Annotated in this window: 15 protein-coding genes; 13 read left to right on the top strand and 2 right to left on the bottom strand. The window is 65.6% G+C overall.

Features of this window, described 5'->3' with window-relative positions; all coding sequences use genetic code 11:
• Positions 1-49: 49 nt before the first annotated feature.
• The 10 genes from AC07U0_RS12470 to AC07U0_RS12425 all read left to right on the top strand — a co-directional run bounded on the left by AC07U0_RS12470 (position 50) and on the right by AC07U0_RS12425 (position 19049).
• Complete coding sequence (locus AC07U0_RS12470) at positions 50-2584, top strand: glycoside hydrolase family 3 N-terminal domain-containing protein (RefSeq protein ID WP_494720335.1); 2535 nt, start codon at positions 50-52, stop codon at positions 2582-2584.
• 70 nt (positions 2585-2654) lie between these two features.
• Entirely contained in the window at positions 2655-3932 is a 1278-nt protein-coding gene (locus AC07U0_RS12465; RefSeq protein ID WP_494720334.1) for a cation:proton antiporter, read from the top strand.
• A gap of 79 nt (positions 3933-4011) precedes the next feature.
• The gene (locus AC07U0_RS12460; protein ID WP_494720333.1) at positions 4012-5241 is read left to right on the top strand and encodes an MFS transporter; all 1230 of its coding nucleotides are present in this window, start codon (positions 4012-4014) and stop codon (positions 5239-5241) included.
• A 497-nt stretch (positions 5242-5738) separates the two neighbouring features.
• Positions 5739-7958: a beta-glucosidase family protein gene (locus AC07U0_RS12455; protein WP_494720583.1), complete on the top strand. Its 2220-nt coding sequence runs from the start codon at positions 5739-5741 to the stop codon at positions 7956-7958.
• A gap of 62 nt (positions 7959-8020) precedes the next feature.
• A complete protein-coding gene (locus AC07U0_RS12450; RefSeq protein WP_494720332.1) occupies positions 8021-11113 on the top strand; it encodes a TonB-dependent receptor in 3093 nt (1030 codons plus the stop codon).
• 107 nt (positions 11114-11220) lie between these two features.
• A complete protein-coding gene (locus tag AC07U0_RS12445) occupies positions 11221-12759 on the top strand; it encodes a tryptophan halogenase family protein (protein ID WP_494720331.1) in 1539 nt (512 codons plus the stop codon).
• 11 nt (positions 12760-12770) lie between these two features.
• Positions 12771-14300: a tryptophan halogenase family protein gene (locus AC07U0_RS12440; protein ID WP_494720330.1), complete on the top strand. Its 1530-nt coding sequence runs from the start codon at positions 12771-12773 to the stop codon at positions 14298-14300.
• A gap of 117 nt (positions 14301-14417) precedes the next feature.
• Positions 14418-15458 (top strand): LacI family DNA-binding transcriptional regulator, encoded by a 1041-nt coding sequence (locus AC07U0_RS12435; protein ID WP_494720329.1) that lies wholly within the window; start codon positions 14418-14420, stop codon positions 15456-15458.
• A gap of 39 nt (positions 15459-15497) precedes the next feature.
• Positions 15498-16793, top strand: a complete 1296-nt coding sequence (gene hmgA / locus AC07U0_RS12430; protein ID WP_494720328.1) for a homogentisate 1,2-dioxygenase — start codon at positions 15498-15500, stop codon at positions 16791-16793.
• A 249-nt stretch (positions 16794-17042) separates the two neighbouring features.
• Complete coding sequence (locus AC07U0_RS12425) at positions 17043-19049, top strand: ATP-binding protein (RefSeq protein ID WP_494720327.1); 2007 nt, start codon at positions 17043-17045, stop codon at positions 19047-19049.
• 82 nt (positions 19050-19131) lie between these two features.
• Here the strand turns inward: AC07U0_RS12425 and msrA are convergent, their stop codons facing one another.
• Positions 19132-19650, bottom strand: a complete 519-nt coding sequence (gene msrA / locus AC07U0_RS12420) for a peptide-methionine (S)-S-oxide reductase MsrA (protein WP_494720326.1) — start codon at positions 19648-19650, stop codon at positions 19132-19134.
• 661 nt (positions 19651-20311) lie between these two features.
• On the opposite strand from msrA, the gene AC07U0_RS12415 reads away from it, so the two are divergent.
• From AC07U0_RS12415 to AC07U0_RS12405, 3 genes are read left to right on the top strand one after another with little or no spacing between them, the layout of a single operon-like run.
• Complete coding sequence (locus tag AC07U0_RS12415; protein WP_494720325.1) at positions 20312-21874, top strand: recombinase family protein; 1563 nt, start codon at positions 20312-20314, stop codon at positions 21872-21874.
• On the top strand, positions 21871-22749 hold the full coding sequence (locus tag AC07U0_RS12410; protein WP_494720324.1) for a plasmid partitioning protein RepB C-terminal domain-containing protein: 879 nt from the start codon (positions 21871-21873) through the stop codon (positions 22747-22749). The genes AC07U0_RS12415 and AC07U0_RS12410 overlap by 4 nt, the downstream gene beginning before the upstream one ends.
• Positions 22749-23642 carry a plasmid partitioning protein RepB C-terminal domain-containing protein gene (locus tag AC07U0_RS12405; RefSeq protein ID WP_494720323.1) on the top strand — a complete coding sequence of 298 codons (894 nt, stop codon included), beginning with the start codon at positions 22749-22751 and terminating at the stop codon, positions 23640-23642. Before AC07U0_RS12410 ends, AC07U0_RS12405 begins: the two co-directional genes overlap by 1 nt.
• Positions 23643-24200: 558 nt before the next feature.
• Here the strand turns inward: AC07U0_RS12405 and AC07U0_RS12400 are convergent.
• Positions 24201-25208, bottom strand: a complete 1008-nt coding sequence (locus tag AC07U0_RS12400) for a hypothetical protein (protein ID WP_494720322.1) — start codon at positions 25206-25208, stop codon at positions 24201-24203.
• Positions 25209-25240 lie beyond the last annotated feature (32 nt).

The raw sequence follows: 25240 nt of genomic DNA, 5'->3' as shown, positions 1-25240 counted from the left end.
GCCGCTCAATGAGCGACCGGGGCAGGGGGCGTTGGTCGAGGAAAAATCCATGAAGTCCGCCGTCTCCAGACTGGCCCTCGCGGCCGCGATTCCGTTCCTGGGCCTCGCGCCGCTGAGCGCCGCCTTCGCGCAGACCGGACCGACCCCGGCGCAGATCTCCAGTGCCCGGCCCGACTCGACGGCCCACCCGGCCCTGTGGCCTCACGCGGCCTCTCCGGCAGCGATGAGCGACGCCGAGACCGAGGCCTTCGTCACTGAGCTGATGAGCCGGATGACGCTGGAGGAGAAGGTCGGCCAGACTATCCAGGCCGACATCAGCACCATCACGCCCGAAGATCTGGCGACGTATCCGCTGGGCTCGATCCTTGCGGGCGGCAGCTCCGGTCCCTGGGGCGACGACAAGGCGCCGGCGCAGAAATGGGTCGACCTGTCGCGCGCCTTCCGCGCCGCCGCGGCCGCCCGGCCGGGCGCCAAGGTGCCGCTGATCTATGGCATCGACGCCGTCCACGGGCACAACAACGTGCCAGGCGCGACCATCTTCCCGCACAACATCGGCCTGGGCGCCGCGCGTGATCCCGACCTTATCCGCCGCATCGGCGAGGCGACGGCGATGGAGGTGGCGGTGACCGGCGCCGACTGGACCTTCGGCCCGACCCTGGCCGTGCCCCGCGACGACCGCTGGGGCCGCTCCTATGAAGGCTATTCCGAGGATCCGGAGGTCCAGCGGTCCTACGCCGGGCCCATGACCCTGGGCCTGCAGGGCGAACTGTCCGCCGACCATCCGCTGGCGCCCGGCCATATCGCCGGCTCGGCCAAGCATTTCCTCGCTGACGGCGGCACCTTCGAAGGCGAGGACCAGGGCGATTTCCGGGGCTCCGAGCAGGAGCTGATCGACGTCCATCTGGGCGGCTATCCGGCGGCGATCGACGCGGGCGTCCTGTCGGTCATGGCCAGCTTCTCGGGCTGGAACGGGGTCAAGCATTCGGGCAACCACAGCCTGCTGACCGACGTCCTGCGCGGTCCGCTGGGCTTCAACGGTTTCGTGGTGTCCGACTGGAACGCCCACGGCCAGCTGCCGGGCTGCACCAACGACAGCTGCCCCCTGGCCATCAACGCCGGCATCGACATGCTGATGGCGCCCGACACCTGGAAGCCGCTCTATGCCAGCACGCTGGAAGCCGCGCGGACGGGCGTGATCCCGGCGGCGCGTCTGGACGAGGCTGTACGCCGCATCCTGCGCGCCAAGGTCAAGGCGGGGGTCTTCCGTCCGGATCGTCCGGTCGAGGGTGATCTGTCGCAGCTGGCCTCGCCCGCGCACCGGGCCCTGGCCCGCGAGGCGGTGCGCGAGTCGCTGGTCCTGCTCAAGAACGAAGGCTCGGTCCTGCCCATCCGGGCGGGGGCGCGGGTGCTGGTGGCGGGAAGCGCCGCCGACGACATCGGTCAGGCGGCGGGCGGCTGGACCCTGGCCTGGCAGGGCACGGGCAACACCAACGCCGACTTCCCGCAGGGCCAGTCGATCTGGGGCGGCATCGACGAAGCCGTGAAGGCCTCGGGCGGGACCGCGACCCTGTCGGCTGACGGCGCCTTCACCGACAAGCCCGACGTGGCCATCGTCGTCTTCGGCGAGACCCCCTATGCGGAATTCCAGGGCGACGTCGACACCCTCGACTTCATCCCGACGGGTCCGCTGGAGACGCTGAGGAAGCTGAAAGCGGCGGGCATTCCGACCGTCTCCGTCTTCCTGTCCGGTCGACCCATGTGGACCAATCCGGAGATCAACGCCTCGGACGCCTTCGTCGCCGCCTGGCTGCCGGGCACCGAGGGCGGCGGCGTCGCCGATGTCCTGATCGGCGATGCGGCGGGCAAGCCGCGCCACGACTTCCACGGGACCCTGTCGTTCAGCTGGCCCAAGAATGCGAAGGGCGAACCCCTGAACCACGGCCAGCCCGGCTATGATCCGCAGTTCGCCTATGGCTACGGCCTGACCTATGCGCACGGCGCCGCGGTCGGGACCTTGTCCGAGGACAGCGGCGTCGAGGCCGTGACCTCGAACGTGGACCACTATTTCGTCGATGGCCGCTATGTCGCGCCCTGGGGCCTGATGCTCCGCGACGCGGGCGGGCAGAACAAGCCCGGCACGGTCAAGGACGCCTCCAGCCCGCGCGGCGGCGTTTCGGTGCGGCCCATCGACGATCTGGCCCAGGAAAGCGGCCAGCAGTTCGCCTTCTCCGGCAATGGCCCGGCCCAGGCCTTCATCGAGGGCACGCCTGTCGACCTGACCCGTCAGGCCAATGGCGAGCTGGCGCTGAGCTTCCGCTACCGCATCGATGCGGCGCCGCAGGGTTCGGTCGGTTTGTCGGTCGGGCAGGGGAGGGTGGATGTCACCGAACTGTTCCGTTCGGCTCCGGTTCGCGAGTGGCGCACGCTGAAGGTGCGGCTGTCGTGCCTGCGCGATGCGGGCGCCGACATCGCCCATGTCGACGTGCCGTTCCGACTGGACACCGATGCAGCTTTCACCGTCTCGGTGTCGGAAATCGAACTGGCGCCGAACGCCAACGACACCGTCTGTCCCACGAGACAATAGGGCGTTGCGACTGTAGGCTGAATACCGGCGAATCCCGCATCAGACGGGCCGCCGTTGGGGGGAGAAAACCATGACCGCATCCGTCCACGCGACAGAGCTGCTGCTGTTCTCGATTCTGGTTCAGCTGATCATCATGATCGGCGCGGCCCGGCTGTTGAATCTGGCCTTCCGCAAGATGGGCCAGCCGGGGGTGATCGGCGAGATCGTCGCCGGCCTGCTGCTGGGCCCATCGCTGTTCGGGCATTTCTTCCCCGAGCTTTCGGTCAGCCTGTTCGGGGCCAAGGCGGCCCAACCGATCGTGATCCTGAGCCAGATCGGCCTGATCCTGCTGATGTTCCAGATCGGTTCGGAGTTCGAGTTCGGCCACCTGAAAACGCCGAAGAACCGGCGCGCCATGGTCTGGGTGTCCTTCCTGTCGATCACCGTGCCCTTCGGCCTCGGCTTCGCCATCGGCCAGCTGTCCCAGCCGGTGCTGGCGCCGGGAATCGACGCCCTAGTCTACAGCCTGTTCTGCGGCGTGGCGCTGGCCATCACGGCGGTGCCGATCCTGGGCCGGATCCTGCGGGAGTTCGGCCTGACCCGCGACGAGATGGGCGTCGTCGCCATCTCCTCGGCGGCGGTCAATGACGTGGTCGGCTGGATCCTGCTGGCGGTGATTTCCGCCTATGCGGCGTCCCAGCTTTCGGCCTCCCATGTGGGGATCCAGCTGGGCGGGCTGGTCGTGCTGGGACTTGTGCTGTGGTTCCTGCTGCGCCCCGCCGTCGACTGGCTGCTTAAGCGGTTCCCCATCGTGGACGGCCAGGTGCCGCCGACCCTGATGGCCATCGTCATCGCCCTGACCTTCGCGCTGGGGATCACGACCTACAAGCTGAACATATTCGCGATTTTCGGAGGCTTCGCCGCCGGGCTGCTGTTCCACAAGCATGAGGATTTCGTCGTCGCCTGGCGTCAGCAGGTGGGCCAGTTCGTGCTGGTCTTCTTCCTGCCGATCTTCTTCACCTTCACGGGCCTGCGGACCAATCTGCTGGGCCTCGGGCTCGGTGATCTGGGCTGGCTGGGCGTGATCCTGGCGGCGGCGATCCTCGGCAAGATCATCCCGGTCTATTTCGGCGCCCGGATCGCGGGCTTCGACCATCCGCGCTCGATGGTGCTGGGCACGCTGATGAACACCCGGGCCCTGATGGAGCTGATCGTGCTCAACATCGGCTACGACATGGGCTTCCTGCCGCAGAAGGTCTTCACCATGCTGGTCATCATGGCCGTGGTGACGACCGTCATGACCGGGCCTCTGCTCAAATGGCTGCTGCCGAAGACCGGCCACGTCGCACCCAGACAGGTTGAGGCCTGAGGGCGTCGAACCGCTTGCGAAAGACGCGCGACTGCCTGACACATTGGCGAATGCAGCGGATCGCCGGAGCCATAGCCTGATGCCCGATCCTGCTCCGGCAGAGGGCGCTGTCCCGCCGCGCGGTCTCGGCTTCCTGCTGCTCTACGCCCTGGCCTGGGGCGGGGGCGTCATCGCGTATGTGCCGCTGCTGACCCTGATCCTGCCGGTCAAGATCGAGGCCATCGCTCCGGACGACAAGGTCGCGCTGCTCAGTTTGACGACACTGCTGGGCGCCGTCGTGGCCAGCGCCATGAATGTCCTGATCGGCATGGTCAGCGACCATACGGTGATGCGCGAGCGGGGACGCCGGCCCTGGGTCGCCATGGGGCTGATCCTGACGCTGGTCTCCTATGCCGTGCTCTACGCCGCGACGACGCCCGTGGCCCTGGTGATCGGGGTGATGCTGTTCCAGGCCGCGCTCAACCTGATGCTGGCCCCGCTCAGCGCCGTGCCGGCGGACGAGATTCCCGACGCCCAGAAGGGCCTGGTCGGCGGGCTGATGGGGGCGGTCTATACCTTCGGCGCCCTGGCCGGGATGGTGGTCACCGCCTCGCCCTGGTTCTCGGAGCGGATGCAGTTGACCATCGCCGGGGTGCTGGTCTCGGCCTGCATCCTGCCGCTCCTGCTGCTCAGCCGTAAGCGAGGCCCCATCGTCCCGGCCTCGGCGCCGATGATCCGGGCGGGGAGCCGCCGCAAGCGCAACCTGATCCGCATCTGGATCGCCCGGCTGCTGGTCCAGATCGCTGGCAGTATCTTTTTCGCCTACCTGCTTTTCTATTTCGAGACGGTCGACCGGGCGGGCCTGTCGTTCGCCGGCGGCGACATCACCAGCCAGGTCGCCTGGCTGGCGGGGTCGGTGACCCTGGTGCTGGCGCCCCTGTCGATCGCGACGGGACGACTGTCCGATGCGGTGCGGTCGAGGAAGCCCTTCCTCGTGGTCACCGCCGCCATGGTCACCGTCGGACTCCTGACCCTGGCTCTGTTGCCGCAATGGGCGCCGGCGGCGCTCGGCTATGTATTGTTCGCCTCGGGGTGCGGCCTGTTTCTGGCGCTGCAGAGCGCCTACGCCATGCAACTCCTGATCACGCCCGAGCACCGCGGGCGGGATATGGGGGTGCTCAATCTGACCAACACCATCCCGGCCCTGATCGCGCCGTCGATGGCCTATCTGATGGCCGGGGAGGGGGATTTCACCCTGCTGCTTCTGGTGCTGGCGGGACTCACGGGCCTCGCCCTGATCCTCTGTCTTCAGGTTCGCGATGAGAGCTGAAAGGGTTTCGGCGGACCGGGAACTCGACGGTTCGTCGATTGTTTCGCGCCTGAAATCAACGGAGTACCGCCGGTTGGCGAGGCTGTAACCATTTGTGGCTTCTTTGGGGTTGTGAACGCTCTCAACCCGTGTTCTACCTTGAGCATGAGGGGGCGAAGACCCTCCAGGGACGGAAACAGAGGAGCAGCAGACACACGGAATCGAAAGACGTCTTTCCGGACGTGCAGGTCGCCGAAAGGTTTCGGGGCTGCAGGAAAGTCGGGTTTCGAGGATCGTCAGCCGCCAGATCGGCCCCGAAGGGGTCAAATCGGTTCGGATGAGGTGAGCAACGGCTCACGGGCTGCTGTGCGGTCTTCGATCAACTGTGTCTGATCTGAACTTCCTGCCATCCAGTCTCCAATGAATCTGGAGGGCGAATGCAGAGTATCGGTCAGCGTCGTTTGCGTCACAGTGTGTCGATCAGCGTTATCGCGCTGGTCGCCGCCCAGACATTCGGCATGCCTGCGTGGGCGGCCGAGGGCGCTCCTGTGCCTGCCAAAGCCGCGTCGACGGCGGCCGCCCAGACGCCCGCGCAAGCACGCGCCGCAGGTCTGGTCGCGCAGATGACCCGCGAGGAGAAGCTGTCGCTGGTGCACGGCTATTTCCCGCCCTGGGCCGACCGCACGCCGGGCGCTCCCGTCGCTGAAATGATCCCTTCCGCCGGCTATGTGCCCGGCATTGCGCGTCTGGGCATTCCCGCCCTGCGTGAAAGCGACGCCAGTCTGGGCGTCGCCAACCAGGTCGAGCAGCGCAAGGGCGACGTGGCCACGGCCCTGCCGTCCAGCCTGGCCACCGCCGCCACCTTCGACCCGGAGATCGCCCACGCCGGCGGCGTCATGATCGGCTCGGAAGCCCGGTCCAAGACCTTCAACGTCCTGCTGGCCGGCGGGGTCAACCTGACCCGCGACCCGTGGAACGGCCGCAATTTTGAATATCTGGGCGAGGATCCGCTGCTGGCCGGGACGCTGGCGGGGGCGCACATCCAGGGCGTCCAGTCGAACAACATCGTCTCGACGATCAAACACTACGCCTTCAACAGCCAGGAAACCGGCCGGATGATCATGGACGCCCGTCTCGACGAGGCATCCCTGCGTGAAAGCGACCTGCTGGCCTTCCAGATCGCCATCGAGCGCGGCCATCCGGGCTCGGTGATGTGCGCCTACAACCGTATCAACGGCGACTACGCCTGCGAGAACGACTTCCTGCTCAATCAGGTGCTCAAGCGCGACTGGGGCTATCCGGGTTGGGTCATGTCCGACTGGGGCGCGGTCCATTCGACCGAGAAGGCCGCGATCAACGGTCTGGATCAGGAATCCGGCCAGGAGCTGGACCGCCAGATCTATTTCGGCGCGCCCCTGACCGAGGCGGTCGCCGCCGGGCGGGTGTCCGAGGCGCGCCTCGACGACATGGTCACGCGCATCCTGGTCGGGATGATCGAGACCGGCGCCATGGATCATCCGGTGTCGACGACGGCCCAGACGCCCGATTACGCCGCCCATGCTGACGTCGCCCAGCGCGCGGCCGAGGCCGGGATCGTCCTGCTCAAGAATGACGCCGGCGCCCTGCCTCTGATGGCGACGGCGAAGAAGATCGTGTTGATCGGCGGCCATGCCGATGTCGGCGTCCTGTCGGGCGGCGGCTCGTCCCAGGTGCGCTCGGTCGGCGGCGCGCCGGTCGAGATCCCCCTGACCTCGGGGGCGGCGTCCTCGTTCGCCCGGGTCACCTGGCACGCCTCCTCGCCGCTGAACGCCATCAAGGCCACGGCGCCGGACGCCGAGGTCGTCTTCGTCTCCGGAACCGATCATGCCGCCGCCGCCCGGGCCGCGCGTGGGGCTGACGCGGTCGTGGTCTTCGCCACCCAGTGGACGACCGAGGCCCAGGATGTCGAAACCCTGTCTCTCCCCGACGATCAGGACGCCCTGATCGCGGCCGTCGCCGCCGCCAACCCGCACACCACCGTGGTGCTGGAAACGGGCGGTCCGGTGCTGATGCCCTGGATCGATGCGGTTCCAGCCGTGGTCCAGGCCTGGTATCCGGGCCAGCGCGGCGGCGAGGCCATCGCCCGCATCCTGTTCGGTCAGGTCAATCCGTCCGGCCGCCTGCCCATCACCTTCCCGCGAAGCGCCGACCAGCCGCCGCGCCCGGCCGTGCCGGGTCTGGAGGCCATGAAGGCTCACGACGAGGCCTCGAACGCCGGTTCGGGTTCCTCGGTCGTCTTCGCGCCCTTCCCGGTTGAGTACCCCGAGGGCTCCGACGTCGGCTATCGCTGGTACGAGCGTGAGGGCAGGGCGCCCCTGTTCCCGTTCGGCCATGGCCTCAGCTACACCCGCTTCCAGTACGGCGATCTTCGCATAGAGGGCGGAGCCGGTCTGACCGTCAGTTTCGACGTGACCAATACCGGCGACCGCGAGGGTACGGACGTGCCCCAGCTCTATGTGGCGGCGGATGCGTCCGGACATGCGCGCCGTCTGGCCGGCTGGTCGCGGGTGACCCTGAAGCCGGGCGAGAGCCACCGCGTCACCATCACCGCCGAACCCCGCATCCTGGCCGAGTACGACACCTCGACGCCGGGCTGGCGGATCGCGGCGGGACCCTATCGCGTCCACATCGGACACGACGCCCTGGATAACGAACTCGGAGGCGAGGCGACGCTGTCTTCACAGACACTGAAGCCCTGACACCGGAAACACTACGGACCAAGCCGCACAGAGAGGCGGCGCACACGGAGGAGGAGACGACCATGAGACTGCACAAACGATCCATTCTGACGGCCTTGCTGGCCAGTACGGCCTTGGCCTCGCCGGCCTTCGCCCAGACGGCGCCCACGCGGGACGCGGGCGATCCCGAAACCACGACCGTCGACGAAATCGTCGTCACGGGTATCCGTGGCTCGCAGGAGCAGGCGATCAACATCAAGCGCAACACCACCGCCGTGGTCGATGCGATCTCGGCGGAAGACATCGGCAAGCTGCCGGACGTCACCGTCGCCGACGCCCTGCAACGCATCGGTGGCGTCCAGATCCAGCGCAGCGCCGGTGAAGGCGCCACCGTCAACATCCGCGGCCTGCCCCAGGTCGTGACCCTGATGAACGGCGAGCAGTTCCTGGCGCCCGGCAACCTGGGCAGCGCCCAGCCGAACCTGAACGACGTGCCCGCCCAGCTGATGAACTCCATCGTCGTGTTCAAGTCGATGGATGTGCACAATGCCCTGTCGGGCATCTCGGGCACGATCGACCTGCGCACCCAGCGGCCGTTCAACTTCAAGGAAGGCCTGACCACCGCCCTGGCGACGGAATACGCCACGGGCGAGGACACGCGTCAGGACGACTATCTGTTCAACGCCCTGCTGAACTGGCGCAACGACCGCTTCGGCGTGATGATCGCGGGGGTCCAGTCCGAGGCCAATCTGGGCAACAACTACTCCGGTATTTCCCAGGGCGTCTTCGGCAACAACGACTGGGGCGGCACGGCCAACAACTGGATCTCGCCGCACGGCTACGACACCTTCCACCGTGAGGTCGAGCGCAAGCGCACCGGCGTCAACGCCGCCTTCACCTGGCAGATCGACGACGGCTTCGAGCTGACCGGCGAGTTCTTCTACACCAAGCTGGAAGAGCATGACCGCGCCGCCGGTCTGAACATCTCCAACCGCTGGAACGGCCTGACCTGGACGACGCCGACGGCCTTTACGACGACCGGCGTCAACGGCTCGAACGGCAACCCGTGGCTGGACGTGACCGAGTATGACCTCGACGTCTGGTGGATGAACTCCTTCTCGGTCAACCGGACCAAGAACGACGAGTCCAAGAACTACAATCTGGAACTGAAGTACGACAAGGGCGGCCCGTTCCGCTTCGAGGCGCGCGCCCTGCACGCCGAGGCGTCGCTGCTCAGCATGAACGGCCAGGTGCAGGGCGATCTGTCGAACTGGCAGTATGCGCCGGACCGGTCCTTCACCCTGTTCCGTGATGCGGCCGACCGGACCCGCGGGCCGTTCTACTCGGCGGCCATCGCGGCCGGTTATCCGGCTTCGCAGTACTCCAACGGCATCGTCGGTTCGGCGGGCGGCCGCTACATCAACCCGAACCCGCTGGGCATCGGCAACGATCCGCAGATTCACCTGAACATCGGTGGCGGGCAGACGGTCTGGAGCAACTTCAACAACCCGATCGTCGGCGGTCTGGGCAACGTTCCGCTGGCCCAGTACATGGCCAACCGGGACAGCTACGCCGTCGCGGCCTATTCGTCGGAAGGCAACCAGCGCAACCAGTCCGAACTCAGCGTCGTCCGCATGGACGGCAGCTATGAGTTCGAGGCCGAACCGCTGCTCGGCTTCATCAACAAGATCGACGCCGGCCTGCGCCACTCGGACCGCCAGGTGCAGATCGAGAACTTCCACCTGTTCTCGGACGTCAACGGCTGTTCGGTTCAGTGGAAGGCGATCGACGTCGTCATGAACCAGAACCAGTGCTCGGCCGGCGAACAGGTGCCCAACTCGGCGTTTGACCCGAGCCAGCCGGTCAGCGCCACCAACCCGACGACGGTGTTCCAGGGCTATACGGTCAACCGGCCGACCAAGCTCAATACGAACAACAACACCTACTTCCTGGAGAACTATGGCTCGATCACCAGTGGTCTGCCGGGCGTCTGGGTCGTGGATCCGCGGGACTTCGACGACGTGGTCGGCTTCCAGCAGCGGGTGTTCGGCAGCGCCTATGAGGTCATCATCCCGGGCAACACCTATGACGTCGACCTCTATGAAGACAGCGGCTATGTGAACGCCAACATCGGCTTCGGGAACCTGCACGGCGACGTCGGCGTCCGCGCCATCCGCACCCAGCTGCGCGTCCGCCAGAACCAGACGGGTGATACCCGCAACTACGGCGACACCAACCTGGATGTGGGCGACACCCTCTCGACCCGCAGCTACACCGACTACCTGCCGTCGGTGAACCTGGTCTATGATTTCAGCGACAAGCTGAAGCTGCACGCCGCCTACAACAAGACGATGATCCCGCTGGATCTGGGCAACTACGGCGGTGGGGTCACCATCTCGACGGCGGACTCGGCCGGTCCGACCCCGTCCGACCCGACGGCGCCGCCGGTGGGCATCCGCCGGGTGACCGGGGCGACCTTCGCCGGCAGCCCGACCCTGAACCCCTGGCGTTCGAACAACTACGACCTGACCCTCGAGTACTATATGGGCCGGGCCACCCTGTTCAGCATCGCCCTGTTCAAGCTGGACATCGAAAGCTTCGTGACCCGGGCCACCGTGCCGGGCGCGGGCTCCTTCCCCGACGGCGACGGCATCGTCCGCCGCACCGTGCCGGTCAACATGCCGGTCCAGGGCGACGGCGGTTCGCTGCAGGGTGTCGAACTGGGAGCCAAGTTCGCGCTCAGCGACTTCCTGGACGACAACAGCTTCTTCCGCGACTTCGGTTTCGACGGGAGCTACACCTTCTCCAACAGCGAGCAGACCAACACCAACCTGTCGGGTGAAAAGCTGCCGTTCCCGGACAACTCCGAGCAGCAGCTCAACGCCGCGGTCTGGTACCAGGGCGACAAGCTGCAAGCGCGGGTGGCCTACAACTACCGTACGCCGCGTCTGGCCAGCACCTTCGGCCAGATCCCGATCTACCAGGACACGGCCCAGTATGTGGACGTCAACGTCACCTACAACCTGACGGACAACGTCACGATCTACGCCAACGGATCCAACGTCTTCGGCGAGATCGAGGAATACTATCTCGAGTTCGAGAAGGGGGCGGAGCAGTTCCACTCCCGTAACGAGTTCGAACCTCGCTGGTCGATCGGCGCGCGCGCCAAGTTCTAACCACCACCCCTGGACCCTGGCCGACGATGACGTTCGCGTTGTCGTCGGCCGATTTTTTCGCGTAATCCTCCAGGATCAGCTTGCGTCAGACAGGCGAGGAAACGGCCATGGACACAGCGTCCGGCGACAGACTTCCCCCGAACGCCATCCGTCAGGTGGTGATCGTCGGCGGCGGAACCGCGGGCTGGATGACGGCTGCGGCCCTGATCCAGCACCTGCGCCACACAGGCGTGCGCATCACCGTGGTGGAGTCGTCCGAGATCGGCACGATCGGCGTCGGCGAGGCGACCATCCCGACCATCCGCCGCTTCTATGCCCAGCTCGGCATGACCGACGCGGACGTGATGACGGCGACCCAGGCCAGCTGCAAACTGGGCATCCGCTTCACCGGCTGGAGCGGGCAGGGTTCCGACTTCATCCACCCCTTCGGCCTGTACGGACAGGACCTGCGCGGGGTGGGCTTCCATAATTATTGGGCAAAGCAGCGCCAGACCGGCGACCAGACGCCGTTGGCGGCCTATTCGCTCGGCGCGTCCCTGGCGTTCGGCGGCAAGTTCATCGAGCCGTCGCCGACGCCGCCGTCTTCTCTGTCGGTGTTCGACTGGGCTCTGCATCTGGACGCCTCCCTGTTCGCCCAGCATCTGCGGCGCTACGCCGAGGCGTCGGGCGTCCAGCGCATCGACGCCCGCATCACCGACGTCCAGCTGCGGCCTGAGGACGGCTTTGTCCGGGCGCTCACCCTGGGCGACGGGCGTGAGGTCCAGGGCGATCTGTTCGTCGACTGCTCGGGCTTCCGCGGCCTGCTGATCGGCGAGGCCATGGGCTCGGCCTATGAGGACTGGGGTCAGTGGCTGGCCTGCGACGCCGCCTTCGCGGTGCAGAGCGAGAACGCCCCGGGAATGGAGCCCCATCCCTATACCCAGGTCACCGCCCATGCGGCGGGCTGGCAGTGGGGCATTCCGCTGCGCCACCGCGCCGGCAACGGCCTGGTCTTCTCCAGCGCCCACATGACCGACCAGCAGGCCCTGGACGCCCTTATGCCCAATCTGATGGGCAAGCCCTTGATGGAGCCACGCCGCATCGGCTTCCGACCCGGTCGCCGCGACCGGGCCTGGGTCAAGAACTGTGTCTCCATCGGCCTGTCCGCCGGCTTCCTCGAGCCGCTGGAAAGCACCAGCATCGCCCTGATCGAGAACGGCATCGAACGGCTCAAATCCCTGTTCCCGGACAAGACCTTCGCGCCCTCGATCATCGACGAGTTCAACGATCAGTCCGCGCGCGAGATGGAGCGCACCCGCGACTTCATCATCCTGCACTACTGGCTGAACGGTCGCGACGAGCCGTTCTGGAAAGAGCGCCGCGAGGCCGCCATTCCAGAGACCCTGGCCCGCAAGGTCGAGCTCTGGAAGGCGAGGGGACAGTTCGTCCGCTATCGTTGGGAGATGTTCCACCCGGCCAGCTGGCTGGCTATCTACGACGGCTTCGGCGTCCTGCCCGAACAGCTTGATCCCGCCGTCGAGGGGCTGGACCCCGGCCAACTCGCCCACAGCCTTCACCAGATGAGGGCGGCCGTCGCCGAAACCGTAGCCCGCACCCCGAGCCACGCCGCCTTCCTGGCGCGGCTCGACCGACCTGTAGCCGCTTGAGAGACACGCTTATGGCCAACAATCCTCATCGCCCGATCCGCAAGATCTGCATCGTCGGCGGTGGCACCGCCGGATGGATGGCCGCCGCCCTGATGTCCGAGCATTTCAAGGGGACGATGGGCGCCATCGAGGTGGTCGAAAGCGACGACATCTCGACCGTCGGCGTAGGCGAATCGACCGTGCCGCCCCTGCTGGAGCTGATCGCCAAACTGGGCATCAACGAGCAGGAGTTCATCCGCGAGACCCAGGGCACCTTCAAGCTGGGCATCGACTTCCGCGACTGGCGGGTGAAGGGCGAGAACTATTTCCACCCGTTCGGCGAACTCGGCGCCCGGGTCGATCTGTCCGACTTCTACCAGCTGTGGCTCAAGGCCAAGGCCAACGGCTATGAGGGCCCGCTGCAGGACTTCGCCCCGGCGGCGGTGATGGCGCGCGAACGCAAATTCATGCTGCCGTACAAGGCTCCGAACACGCCGATCGCCAGCGCCAGCTATGCGCTGCATTTCGACGCCAAGCTGGTCGCGCGTTACCTGCGCAAATACGCCGAGGCGCGCGGGGTGAAGCGGACCGAGGGCATGGTCCAGGATGTCGCCCTGCTGCCGAACGGCTTCGTCGAGAAGCTGATCCTCAAGGACGGCCGCACCATCGATGCCGACTTCTTCATCGACTGCTCGGGCTTCCGCAGCCTGTTGATCGGCAAGGCGATGCAGACCGGCTTCCACGACTGGTCGGACTGGCTGCTGTGCGACCGCGCCGTCGCCCTGCAGATCGAGAACGAGACCCCGCCGATGCCCGTCACCCGGGCCCAGGCCATGGACTGCGGCTGGCGCTGGGTCATCCCGCTGCAGCACCGCAGCGGCACCGGCTATGTCTTCTCCAGCAAGCATCTGAGCGACGACGAGGCGACCGCGGCCCTGCTGGCCCAGTGCGAGGGCGCGCCCGTCACCAAGCCGTGGATCGTGCCGTTCAAGACGGGTGTGCGCGAGAAGCTGTGGGAGAAGAACGTCCTCGGCATCGGCCTGGCGGGCGGCTTCATCGAACCGCTGGAATCGACGGCGATCCACCTGATCTACCGCGGCATGGACTTCTTCTTCCGCTTCCTGCCCGACCGCGACTGCGATCCGGCCCTGGCCGCCGAGTACAATCGCCGTATGATCGCCGACTACGAGGAGATCCGCGACTTCGTCATCCTGCACTACTGCACGACCCAGCGGGAGGACACGCCGTTCTGGCGTGAGGTCAAGGCGATGGAGCCGCCGGCCTCGCTGAAGCGCAAGATCGAGTTGTTCCGCGTCAACGGGACCCGCGCCGAGGGGCTGGACGAGCTGTTCCGCGCCGTCAGCTGGCAGTCGGTGATGGAAGGGATGGGGGTCCATCCGCGCAGCTATCATCCGCTGGTCGACCGCATTCCGTTCGAGAATGTGCCCGAGCAGCTGGACCATGCGCGGGAAATGCTCCGGCGCGTCGTCGCCGATCTGCCCACCCAGGAAGAGTTCATCGCCAGACACTGCGCGGCGGTCACGCCGGAGATGGCGGCCTGACCCATCGCGCACCCGATCAGCCCGGCATTCGTATGATCTTTGCCGGGACGGGCGCGACGGGATCGGCTAGCGTGGCCTTATGAGTGGACTCAGCGGACAGCCGGGGAACGGAACAGCGTGCGTCGCCCGGTAACGATCAAACACGTCGCCGCCGAGGCCGGCGTCTCGCTGCAGACCGTCTCGCGGGTCATCAACAACGGGCCCAATGTGCGTCCCGAGGTGCGCGAGCGCGTCAACGCCGCCGTGGCCAAGCTCGGCTATGTGCCCAGTCTCGCGGCCCAGCGCATGGGCGGCTCGCGCTCGTACCTGCTGCTGGCCCTGAACGACCGCGACAGGACCATCGAGGGCTGGCGTCTGGGCGAGGGCACCGACTGGGTCGACAAGATGCTGATGGGCGGGATGCTCGAGTGCGCCGAGCACGGCTACCGCATGATCTTCGAACTGGTCGACACCCATTCTAGCCACGTCAAGCGCGAGGTTCGCGGCGCGATCTCGGCCCTGCACCCCGACGGCGTCATCCTGACCCCGCCGCACTCCGACAACCCGCTGATCATCGACCTGCTGGTCCAGCTGGGCCTGCCGTTCGCACGGATCGGCTCGGTCGCCGACGGCCCCGGCTTCGCCATCACCATGGACGACCGCGCGGCGGGCAAGGCCGCGACCGAACACCTGCTGGACCTCGGCCATACCCGCGTCGGCTTCATCACCGGCAGCGACGAATGGGCCATCAGCGGCGCGCGTCTGGATGGCTACAAACAGGCGATGACGGAGCGGGGCTTCGCCATCGACGAGGCCCTGATCGGGCGCGGCGACTTCTCGTTCGAGTCCGGCACGGCGGCGATGGAGGCCTTCTGCGCCCTGGCCGAGCCTCCGACCGCCCTGGTGGCGTCCAACGACCAGATGGGGCTGGCGGCCCTGCGCGTGGCGACCAGCCGGGGCCTGAAGTCGCCCGAGGATTTGGCCATCGTCAGCTTCGACGACACTCCCATCGTCAAGTTCAGCCATCCGCCCCTGACCGCCATCGTCCAGCCCATCGCGGCCATGACGGCCGAGGCCTCGCGCCTGCTGATCCGGGCCAAGGCCGGGGACGCCGATCTGCCGCCCAGCGTGGTCGTGCCCTTCGGTCTGGCGATCCGGGACTCCACTCGGCGCGCCTGAAGCCCTACACCGACGTCAAAACAAGACTCGGAGGACCCAATGGCGAACGCGCGAGCCTATCTGCCCGGCTTCGGCAATCACGGCGTATCGGAGGCCGTGCCCGGCGCCCTGCCAGAGGGCCAGAACTCGCCCCAGCGCGCGCCGTTCGGCCTCTATGCCGAGCAGCTGTCCGGTACGGCCTTCACCGCCCCGCGGCATGAGAACAAACGCAGCTGGCTCTACCGCCTGCGCCCCACCGCCAACCATCCGCCCTTCACCCCGTGGACGGGAGGGAGCCTGCTCAAGTCCGGCCCGTTCGAGCGGCCGCCGACGCCCAACCGGCTGCGCTGGGATCCTCTGCCCATGCCGACCGCGCCGACGGACTTCGTCGAGGGGCTGGTCACCTATGGCGGCAACGGCGACGTGGGCCAGAATGCCGGCATCGGCGTCCACCTCTACGCTTGCAACCGCTCCATGGAGGGACGGGTCTTCTTCGACGCCGACGGCGAGCTGCTGATCGTGCCGCAGGAAGGCGGGCTGACGATCACCACCGAGTTCGGGATCATCGATCTTGAGCCGCAGCAGATCGCGGTCATCCCGCGCGGCGTCCGCATCCGCGTCGCCCTGACGGGGGCGCAGGCGAGGGGATACGTCTGCGAGAACTACGGCGCCCTGTTCCGCCTGCCGGACCTGGGGCCTATCGGCTCCAACGGCCTGGCCAATCCGCGCGACTTCGAGACGCCGGTCGCCGCCTATGAGGACGTCGAGGGCGGGGTCGAGCTGGTGCAGAAATTCCAGGGCGGGCTGTGGTCGACGACGCTCGATCACTCACCGTTCGACGTGGTGGCCTGGCACGGCAACCTGGCGCCCTATCGCTACGACCTGCGCCGGTTCAACACGATCAACACGGTCAGCTACGACCATCCCGATCCGTCGATCTTCACCGTCCTGACCAGCCCGTCGGACACGCCGGGGACGGCCAACTGCGACTTCGTTATCTTCCCGCCGCGCTGGATGGTGGCCGAGGCGACGTTCCGGCCGCCGTGGTTCCACCGCAACGTCATGAGCGAGTTCATGGGGCTGATCCTCGGAGCCTATGATGCCAAGGAAGGCGGCTTCGCGCCCGGCGGCGCCTCGCTGCACAACTGCATGAGCGGCCACGGGCCCGATCAGGCCAGCTACGCCAAGGCGGTCGAGGCGGACCTCAAGCCGCACAAGATCGAGAACACCATGGCCTTCATGTTCGAGAGCCGCTGGGTCATCCGCCCGACCGACCACGCCATGGAGGCCCCGACCATGCAGCTGGACTATGACGACGTCTGGTCGGATTTCGACAAGGGCAGCCCGACGGGGTGAGGCGGCAAACGACCGGCCCGGCGAGGTGACTGGTGGTGAATACGCCGGACCGGCCGCCGCAAGGCGAGGCACAAGGTCTTGTGGACATCGGGCCGCGCCCTGACCTCAGTGTTGCAGACGAAAGTGACAGAAGTCACCTAACTTTGGTGTTGTTTACCAACAATTTCAAAGGGACACGCGGCGCGGGTAATATCTTGTTGTTCTCGTCGTGAACATTGCGTGGGGCCTCGTTCAGAAGGAGCGCCCCTCGTGCCCTTGAAACTCTTCCACGGCGGACCCCGGTCCGAAAGCCCTATGGACCGGCTGGTCAAGGCCGTGTGCGAAGCGTTTTCGGCGCCGATCGGCCTGGTGTCGATCTATGGCGAAGACGGGGAGCTGCACCGGACCATCGTGGGCCTGGACGGGATCGACATTCCGCTGGAGTTCAACCTCGCCCAGACGATGATGGCCCAGGGGCCCGGCGCCCTGATGGTGATCAGCCGCGCCTCGGACGCGCGTATCCGCAACCATCCGTTCGTCACCGGGCCGCTGGGGCTGAGGTTCCTGGCCGCCGCGACCATCTGCGACCGCGCCGGAACTCCGGTCGGCTCCATCGGCGTCATGGACGCGACGCCGCGCGACGATCTTTCCGACCGGGAGAAGGCCTCGCTCAAACGGTTCGCGGTCATGGCTGCGGATCTCGTCGAACTGGATCGCTCCGAGCGCGAAAGCATGGCCCGGCGGCGAACGCTTGAGCTGGCCGAGGCCATGGCCGGTCTCGGGCACCTGCATATCGATATCGCCTCCGGAGCCGTCTCCTGGTCGGACGAGGTGTTTCGCATCTACGGCTATGAGCCGGGTTCGGTCGAACCCTCGCTGGAGAACGCTCTGGCGGCCTGCCACCCCGAGGACGCCAAACGCCTGCAAAGTCTGGCCCAGACGGCCAGACGGACGGGCGACGGTTATGACGCCCGGATAAGGCTGGTGCGCACGGACGGCGAAGAGCGGGTCATGCGCACCCGGTTTCGAGGCGAGCGCGGTCCCGACGGAGAGGTCGCGGCCCTGTTCGGCGTCTTCCAGGACGTCACCGACATGGTCCGCGCCCAGCAGACCCTGATCGAGGCCCGCGATCTGGCCGAGGCCCATTCCCAGGCCAAGTCCGACTTCCTCGCCAATATGAGCCACGAGCTCAGGACGCCCCTGACCAGCGTCATCGGCTTTTCGACCTTCCTCGCGCTCGGCCAGGGCCTGTCCGAGAAGGAGCGGCACTATGTCGACCGCATCTCGGTCGCCAGCCGCTCCCTGCTGGGCGTGATCAACGACGTCCTCGACTATTCGAAGCTGGAGGCCGGGGGCGTCGATCTGGACTGCGTCCCGTTCCAGCCCCGCGCCCTGGCCGAAACCGCGGCGGCGCTGGTCGAGGAACAGTGCGGCAAGGCCGGGCTGGCGCTCGACATCTGGGTCGCCGATGCGGTGCCGGAGACCCTGATCGGCGACGAGGGCCATCTGCGTCAGGTCGTGGTCAACTTCCTCGCCAATGCCGTCAAATTCACCGCCGCCGGCCGGATCAATCTGTCGCTGGAGATGAGGGGCGCCGCCCTGCGGGTCTCGGTGAAGGATTCCGGCGTCGGGATCGCACCGGAGGCCATCGCGCGGCTGTTCGATCGCTTCACCCAGGGCAATGCCTCGACCACGCGCCTGTACGGTGGCACCGGCCTGGGTCTGGCCATCTCCCGCCGTCTGGTGGAGCTGATGGACGGCCGCATCGGCGTGGAGAGCGAGCTGGGGTCGGGCTCGACCTTCTGGTTCGAGGTCCCTCTGGACACCCCCGCCAAACGTGGGGCCGAGACGGCGCCGACGCGGATTCTGCTGGCGGATGATTCTGCGGCGACGCGCGGTCTGGTCGCCGCCATCCTCGGCAGCCTCGACTTCGAGGTCGATGTGGTCGGCAATGGGGCCGAGGCGGTCAGCGCGGCCCGGAAGGGTCACTACGACGCCATCCTGATGGACGTGAACATGCCGGTGCTGGACGGGGTGGAGGCGGCCCGGACCATTCGCGCCATGCAGGCGCCGAACGCCCGCACGCCGATCATCGCCCTGACGGCGGCCGTGCAGGCCGAACAGATCCAGCGCTATTTCGAGGCCGGCATGGTGGGACATGTCGGCAAACCCGTTCGCCCGGACCAGCTGATCGGAGAGCTGGGCTGGGCCTTGTCTCGCTCCGGCACCGCGCCCGCCTCGACAGGCCGCACGGCGGAGCACTGCGTGGCCGCCTAGGGGATCGGCGCTGCGCAAGAGACAAAGGAAAGGCCGGGGAGGGGGCTCCCCGGCCTTTCTGCATTTCAGGAGCAAACCGGCCTTAGGAGGCGGCGGCTTCGGCCCGGACGGGAAGCGTCCAGTTCGGGCGGATGAAGTGGCAGGTGTAGCCGTCGGGCAGACGCTCCAGATAGTCCTGATGCTCGGGCTCGGCTTCCCAGAAGGGGCCGGCGGCGGTCACCTCGGTCACCACCTTGCCGGGCCAGATGCCCGAGGCGTCGACGTCGGCGATGGTGTCCAGGGCGACCTGCTTCTGCTCGTCCGAGGTGTAGAAGATGGCCGAGCGATAGCTGGTCCCGAGGTCGTTGCCCTGACGGTTCAGGGTCGAGGGGTCGTGGATCTGGAAGAAGAACTCCAGAAGCTTGCGATAGGTGATGACTTCGGGGTCGAAGACGATCTCGATCGCCTCGGCGTGGGTCCCGTGGTTGCGATAGGTGGCGTTGGGCACGTCGCCGCCGGAATAGCCGACGCGGGTCTCCAGCACGCCCGGATAGCGGCGCAGCAGGTCCTGCACGCCCCAGAAGCAGCCTCCGGCCAGGATCGCGGTTTCGGTTTTGGCCATGTCTGTCGCTCCTCTTATGGGTCAGGACGATAGATAGGACGCGCGACGCTCCGGAAAAAGGGCCGTCGTTTTCGGTCAAAGGAGGGCGTGGCGGTGCAAACAATCCACCGAGAACAAGTCTCCAAGAACGGACGGGCGACGCCGCTGGATTTTGGGTGCAAGAATTCGATCCGCGACCACTGAAGTGGCGGCTTTCAAGACCTGGATTTGACGATTGCTAAGCGGGAGGTTCGTCGAGGAATTCGAGAAGGGTTCTTAGACGCTCCCTGAGCGCATAGACCCGAATGGCTCCAAGAACGGACCTTCGCCCTGCTGCTTCAAGAACCGCTTCGAAGACGGCGTCCGAATGGCGGATAAGGGCCACAAGGTTTTCGGCGCTCGGACCATTGCGGCCCTCAAACCAGTTTCGGACGGCTCGCTCATTGGCGCGAGTAATGCGCCCCACTTCCTTGCGAGCTGACGGGGTGGACCCCCACTCAGCCCGTATCGCGGCAGCAATGCGCTCCGGGAAGCTCTCCATCATGGACCTCCTTGGCGTGAAATGATTTTCCTTTTTTGGACTGAAAACTTCAGTCCATCTTGTGAGGCGACTTTCACGGCAACGTCCAAATAGAGTTCGGCGGATGCGTGCCGTAGAAGCGGCGTCGGACTGTCGTGGGCCATGAACCAGGCACGAGGTCAGAGTCGGGGTGAGGACGCCAGCAGCGTGCGCGCGGCTCAGTATGTTCGGATGTCCACCGAGCATCAGAAATACTCGACCGAGAACCAAGCTGAGGCGATTACGGCCTACGCAGCGCGGCGTGGCTTTGAAATTGTTCGAACCTACGAGGACGCTGGCAAAAGCGGCCTCCGTCTTGACGGCCGCCTAGCGCTGCAGGCTTTGATCGCCGACGTTCGCGCGGGGCGCGCCGACTATAAGGCTATACTCGTCTATGACGTCAGCCGCTGGGGCCGTTTTCAGGACGCCGACGAGAGCGCCTATTACGAGTTCATCTGCCGCGAGGCCGGCCTCTCTGTTCACTACTGCGCTGAGCAGTTTGAGAATGACGGCAGCCTCAGCGCCACCGTTATAAAGAGCATGAAGCGGGCGATGGCGGGCGAGTACAGCCGCGAGCTCTCGACCAAGGTGTTCGCCGGCCAGTGCCGTCTCATCAGTCTCGGATTCCGGCAGGGCGGGCCGGCTGGCTTTGGCCTGCGGCGTCAGCTCGTGGACGAGCATGGGGCTCCAAAGGGCGAGCTGAACCGCGGCGAGCAAAAGAGCTTGCAGACCGACCGCGTCATCCTGACGCCTGGCCCGCCCGTCGAGGTGGAGATCGTGCGGCGCCTTTATCGGATGTTTGTCGTGCAGCGCCGATCAGAGTCCGAGATTGCGACGGCTTTGAATACCGAGGGGGTACTTACCGATCAGGGCCGGCCCTGGACGAGGGCGACTGTCCACCAGGTGCTCACCAACGAAAAGTACATCGGCAACAACATCTACAACCGGTCCTCCTTCAAACTTAAAGCCAAGCGCGTCTCGAACACCCCGGACATGTGGGTGCGGAAAGATGGCGCCTTCGAAGCGATCGTCGAGCCGGACTTCTTCGAAGCCGCTCAGCGCATCATCCATGAGCGCAGCATCCGCTACACGGATGAGGAGCTCCTCAATCAGCTCTCCGCCCTGTTGCAGCAGAAAGGGTGGCTGTCGGGCCTGGTGATCGACGAGGTCGAAGGCATGGCGTCGACCGCGACCTTCCGCTCCCGATTCGGAAGCCTGGTCAGGGCGTATCAGCTAATCGGCTACTCGCCGGCGCGGGACTTCCGCTACATCGAGACCAACCGGACGCTCCGGGCGATGCATCCCGACATTGTCGCCCAGGTGATGAGGCAGATCGTCGAGTTGGGCGGCGCCGTCACCGAGGTCGAGGGCTCCGGCCTTCTGCAGGTGAACCAGGAGTTTACCGCTTCGATCGTCATCGTGCGCTGCCATGAGTCCGCGGCCGGAAGTCTGCGATGGAAGATCAGGCTCGACCAGGGGCTGCGTCCTGACATCACCATCGCGGTGCGTATGGAGGCCGGCAACGCGGAGATCCGCGACTACTACCTTCTGCCGTGGATCGAAAGCGGCATGGATCCGAGCATTCGGCTAGCGCCAGACAACGGCGTCATTCTGGACGCCTTCCGCTTCGACAGCCTGGATGGCTTCTACGATCTGACGCGTCGCACGGAGCTCAGAGCGGCATGACCGACGCCCCGGAAATCCAGATGGTACGAGTAGACGCCGTCACGGTGTTGAACCCGCGGGCTCGCAACAAACGTGTGTTCCAGGAGCTCGTCACCAGCATCGAGCATCTTGGCCTGAAGAAGCCGATCACTGTCTCTCAGCGGCCAGGCCGGCATCGCTATGATCTGGTGTGTGGGCAGGGCCGACTGGAGGCCTTCATAGCCTTGGGTCAGGCCGAAATTCCGGCGATCGTTATCGATGCGGCTGAAGATGACTGCTTCATCATGAGCTTGGTGGAGAACCTGGCGCGTCGTCAGCACACGCCATTGGAGCTGGTACGCGCGATCGGCTCGCTGAGGGAGAGGGGTTACAGCTACAACGAGATCGCCGTGAAGGTGGACTTCAGTCCAGAGTACATCGGCGCAATCTGCTATCTCCTTGAAAACGGCGAGGAGAAGCTGATCTCGGCTGTCGAGCGCGGCGTGATGCCCCATACCGTAGCGATGGAAATCGCCAAGGCCAAGGATGGCGAGGTTCAGCAGGCCTTGGCCCAAGCCTATGAGGAAAAGGCCATTCCTGGAAACCAAGTCCTCGCGATCCGCCAGATCATCGAGCAGCGGAACAATAGCGGGAAGGGGATGCATCACCGGCGAACAGGCAACCGGGTGCAGAAGGCTGTGACAAGCGACGGCCTAATCCGCTCTCTTCAACGAGAAGCCGAGCGCCGCAAGGCGGTGGCTCGGCGCGGCACACTGACCCGGTCGCGTCTGATGTTCGTCACCAACGCCATGAAGCACCTGCTGGCGGACTCCCACTTCGTCGCACTGATGCGCGCCGAAGGCTTCCACACACTGCCAACCGCGCTTGCCGCGCGGATCGGCCAGGATCGGATCTGATGGAGAACGTGCACATCGCCTTCGAGCAGCGCGTACATGTTGTGGCGCTGGACCAGATCCTCCCCTCAAAGATGCTGACCGCGGCCGTGGCTGAGTCCGCCAAATACAAGCGCATCGCCGCTTCATTGAAAGAGGTCGGACTGGTCGAGCCGCTCGTCATATCGCGCATCCGGGGTGGCGGCTTTACCCTATTGGACGGCCATGTGCGTCTCAGCATCCTCAAGGAGCAGGGCGCGCCAGAGGCGCGCTGCCTCATCGCCGATGACGATGAGGCCTTCACCTACAACAAACGGGTCAATCGCCTGGCGGTAATTCAGGAGCACTACATGATCGTGCGCGCGATCGAGCGCGGTGTTTCAGAGGAAAAGCTGGCCGCGGCGCTTAGCGTTGACGTGCATGCCATCCATCGCCGTCGCTACCTGCTCAACGGCATAAACGCCGATGTCGCCGAGTTGCTGAAGGATAAGTCGGTTGGCATCCATGCGTTTCAGAAGCTGCGAAAGATGAAACCCATCCGGCAGCTGGAAGTCGCCGAGCTCATGATCTCGGCAAACAATTACAGCGCCAACTACGTCAAAGCCCTGCTGGCCATGACCAAGCCGGCCGATCTTCAAAGGCCCCAGGAAGCGAGAAAGCCGACCGGTCTGTCGCCGGAGCAGATGGATCGGCTCGAGCGCGAAATGGCAACCGCCAACAACGACTATAAGGAGCTGGAGGCGTCCTACGGCGAAGACCTGCTGCTTCTTGTCGTCGCTGCCGGCTTCCTCGAACGCATCCTGTCGCGACCGGCGATCGAGCAGTTTTTCTCACTTGGACACCAGGACCTTCTCGAGGGCCTGAAAGGGATTGTGGCGGCCGTCTCACTCGACGAGAGCAGCGCCGTCGCCGCGTGACAACGTAGGGGACCGGGACCCTTCAAGCGCCGGGACCATCGGAGAAGCCGCCGTGTGGGGCGGATCAAGGGTGGTGGCGGGGAGGGCGGCGAACCCGTTACGAGCCCGCCAGGCCGTCCGACATCAGGTCGGCCGAGGGCCAACCGTCCCGGCGGTTGGCCCAATGCGCGCGATCTGGCGTCCACTCTTCGATGGCTTTGCTAAGGTCACGGTGCGGGGCGTCTAGCAATTTCCTGATGTGGAGCTGAGGATCAGCTACCGGTGAGATGTTTCGCTCGACGTCAGGCGCACTTCGAGCATGTGTGGTCGCCGAAACGGGGCCGCAGCAGGAGGCGCAAATGGGACTGGATCGCAGGCAGAGACAACGACTGATACGCGAGGCTAACAGGCTGGCGAGCGAAACCTTCGATCGGGATGTCAGCTTTGAACGCCTCGTCGAGATCAGGGACAGTCTCGCTAGCATTGATGCCGAACTTTATGGCTACCCGGGCACGACGCCCGATGTTTTTTCCGCTGGCGGAGCATCAGGCGGGCAGCACGTGTCGGTGAGCAGGCCTATTACAGCAGTATGACTTTTGGCTTCTTGCCACCCGTGATCGAAAACCGCCTGACCGTAATCCCTGCCGCCGCGATGAAGCGGCTGATGTCCGCAGGAATTCGGCCCTCTGGGATCACCAGTGTTCGTGAGGCTGTATGGTTCGTACCCTGCCCATGGATCATAAGCTGCCCGACGGCCGTATAGAGGCACTGTCTGTCGTTGCCGGTCTTCACCTCATAGACCTCAGTCAGCGCGTTGCCGGAGAGAACGCAAAGGTCGATGAGCTTGCTGTTCGTGACGACCTCATTGGTCTGACACGTCAGCTTCCGCTCGTCGTGGAGAGCCCGGACCACGTCGCCATGGTAGGAAACGTAGTCGATGTCGGAGCTGCGGGTGCCTCGACGCCGGCCAGATCCCTCATCCTGAAAATCGCCCCAGGACGGCGGCGTTGCCGGTGGTGCATCGACAACCTCACCATTCTTCACAGCGTCCTTGAAGCTTCTGACCTGTTTGACGAACTCCCAGATCCGCATCGGGAGGTCGCTGGTGTCGACGCGGCCAATGATAATCCCCTCTCTCAGGCGGCCGTCACTCGCAGACACATCGCGCGGCTGCCACTTCGACCAGTTCAGAAACGCCGCCCGCCCGACGCCCTTCCGACCGCCGCCGATGCTGCCATCATGCATGAGATAGACGTGGCGGGTGACCGGATCCTCCGCGAAAAAACCCGCAACGGCCGCGGAGTTGCTGGTCGTTGGGATGTTGATCTCGACCGTGATCAGCTGTGAATACCGCGCTGGCTCAAACACCCCAAAGGCGTTCCATCTCCGGGGTATTGTAGCCTCCGACGCGTCGCTGAAAGCGCACCAGAGTTCCCCTTCGCCGTCCGAATAGATTGTCTCGTTCACGTTCCCGGACGGAAATCCGATGTTGTGTACGCGCTGTCGCGTCAGGTTTTCGGCGATGGTCTTCTGGAGCGTGGCCTGAGCCTGGGCCTTCGCCTTCCTGTCTTCGAGCAGAAGCATCATTCTGGATTATTCCCTTTTTCCGCGCAGTTTTG

This window comes from Brevundimonas sp. GW821-FHT02A10, assembly GCF_059422025.1.
This window is presented reverse-complemented; position numbering and strand designations above follow the sequence as displayed.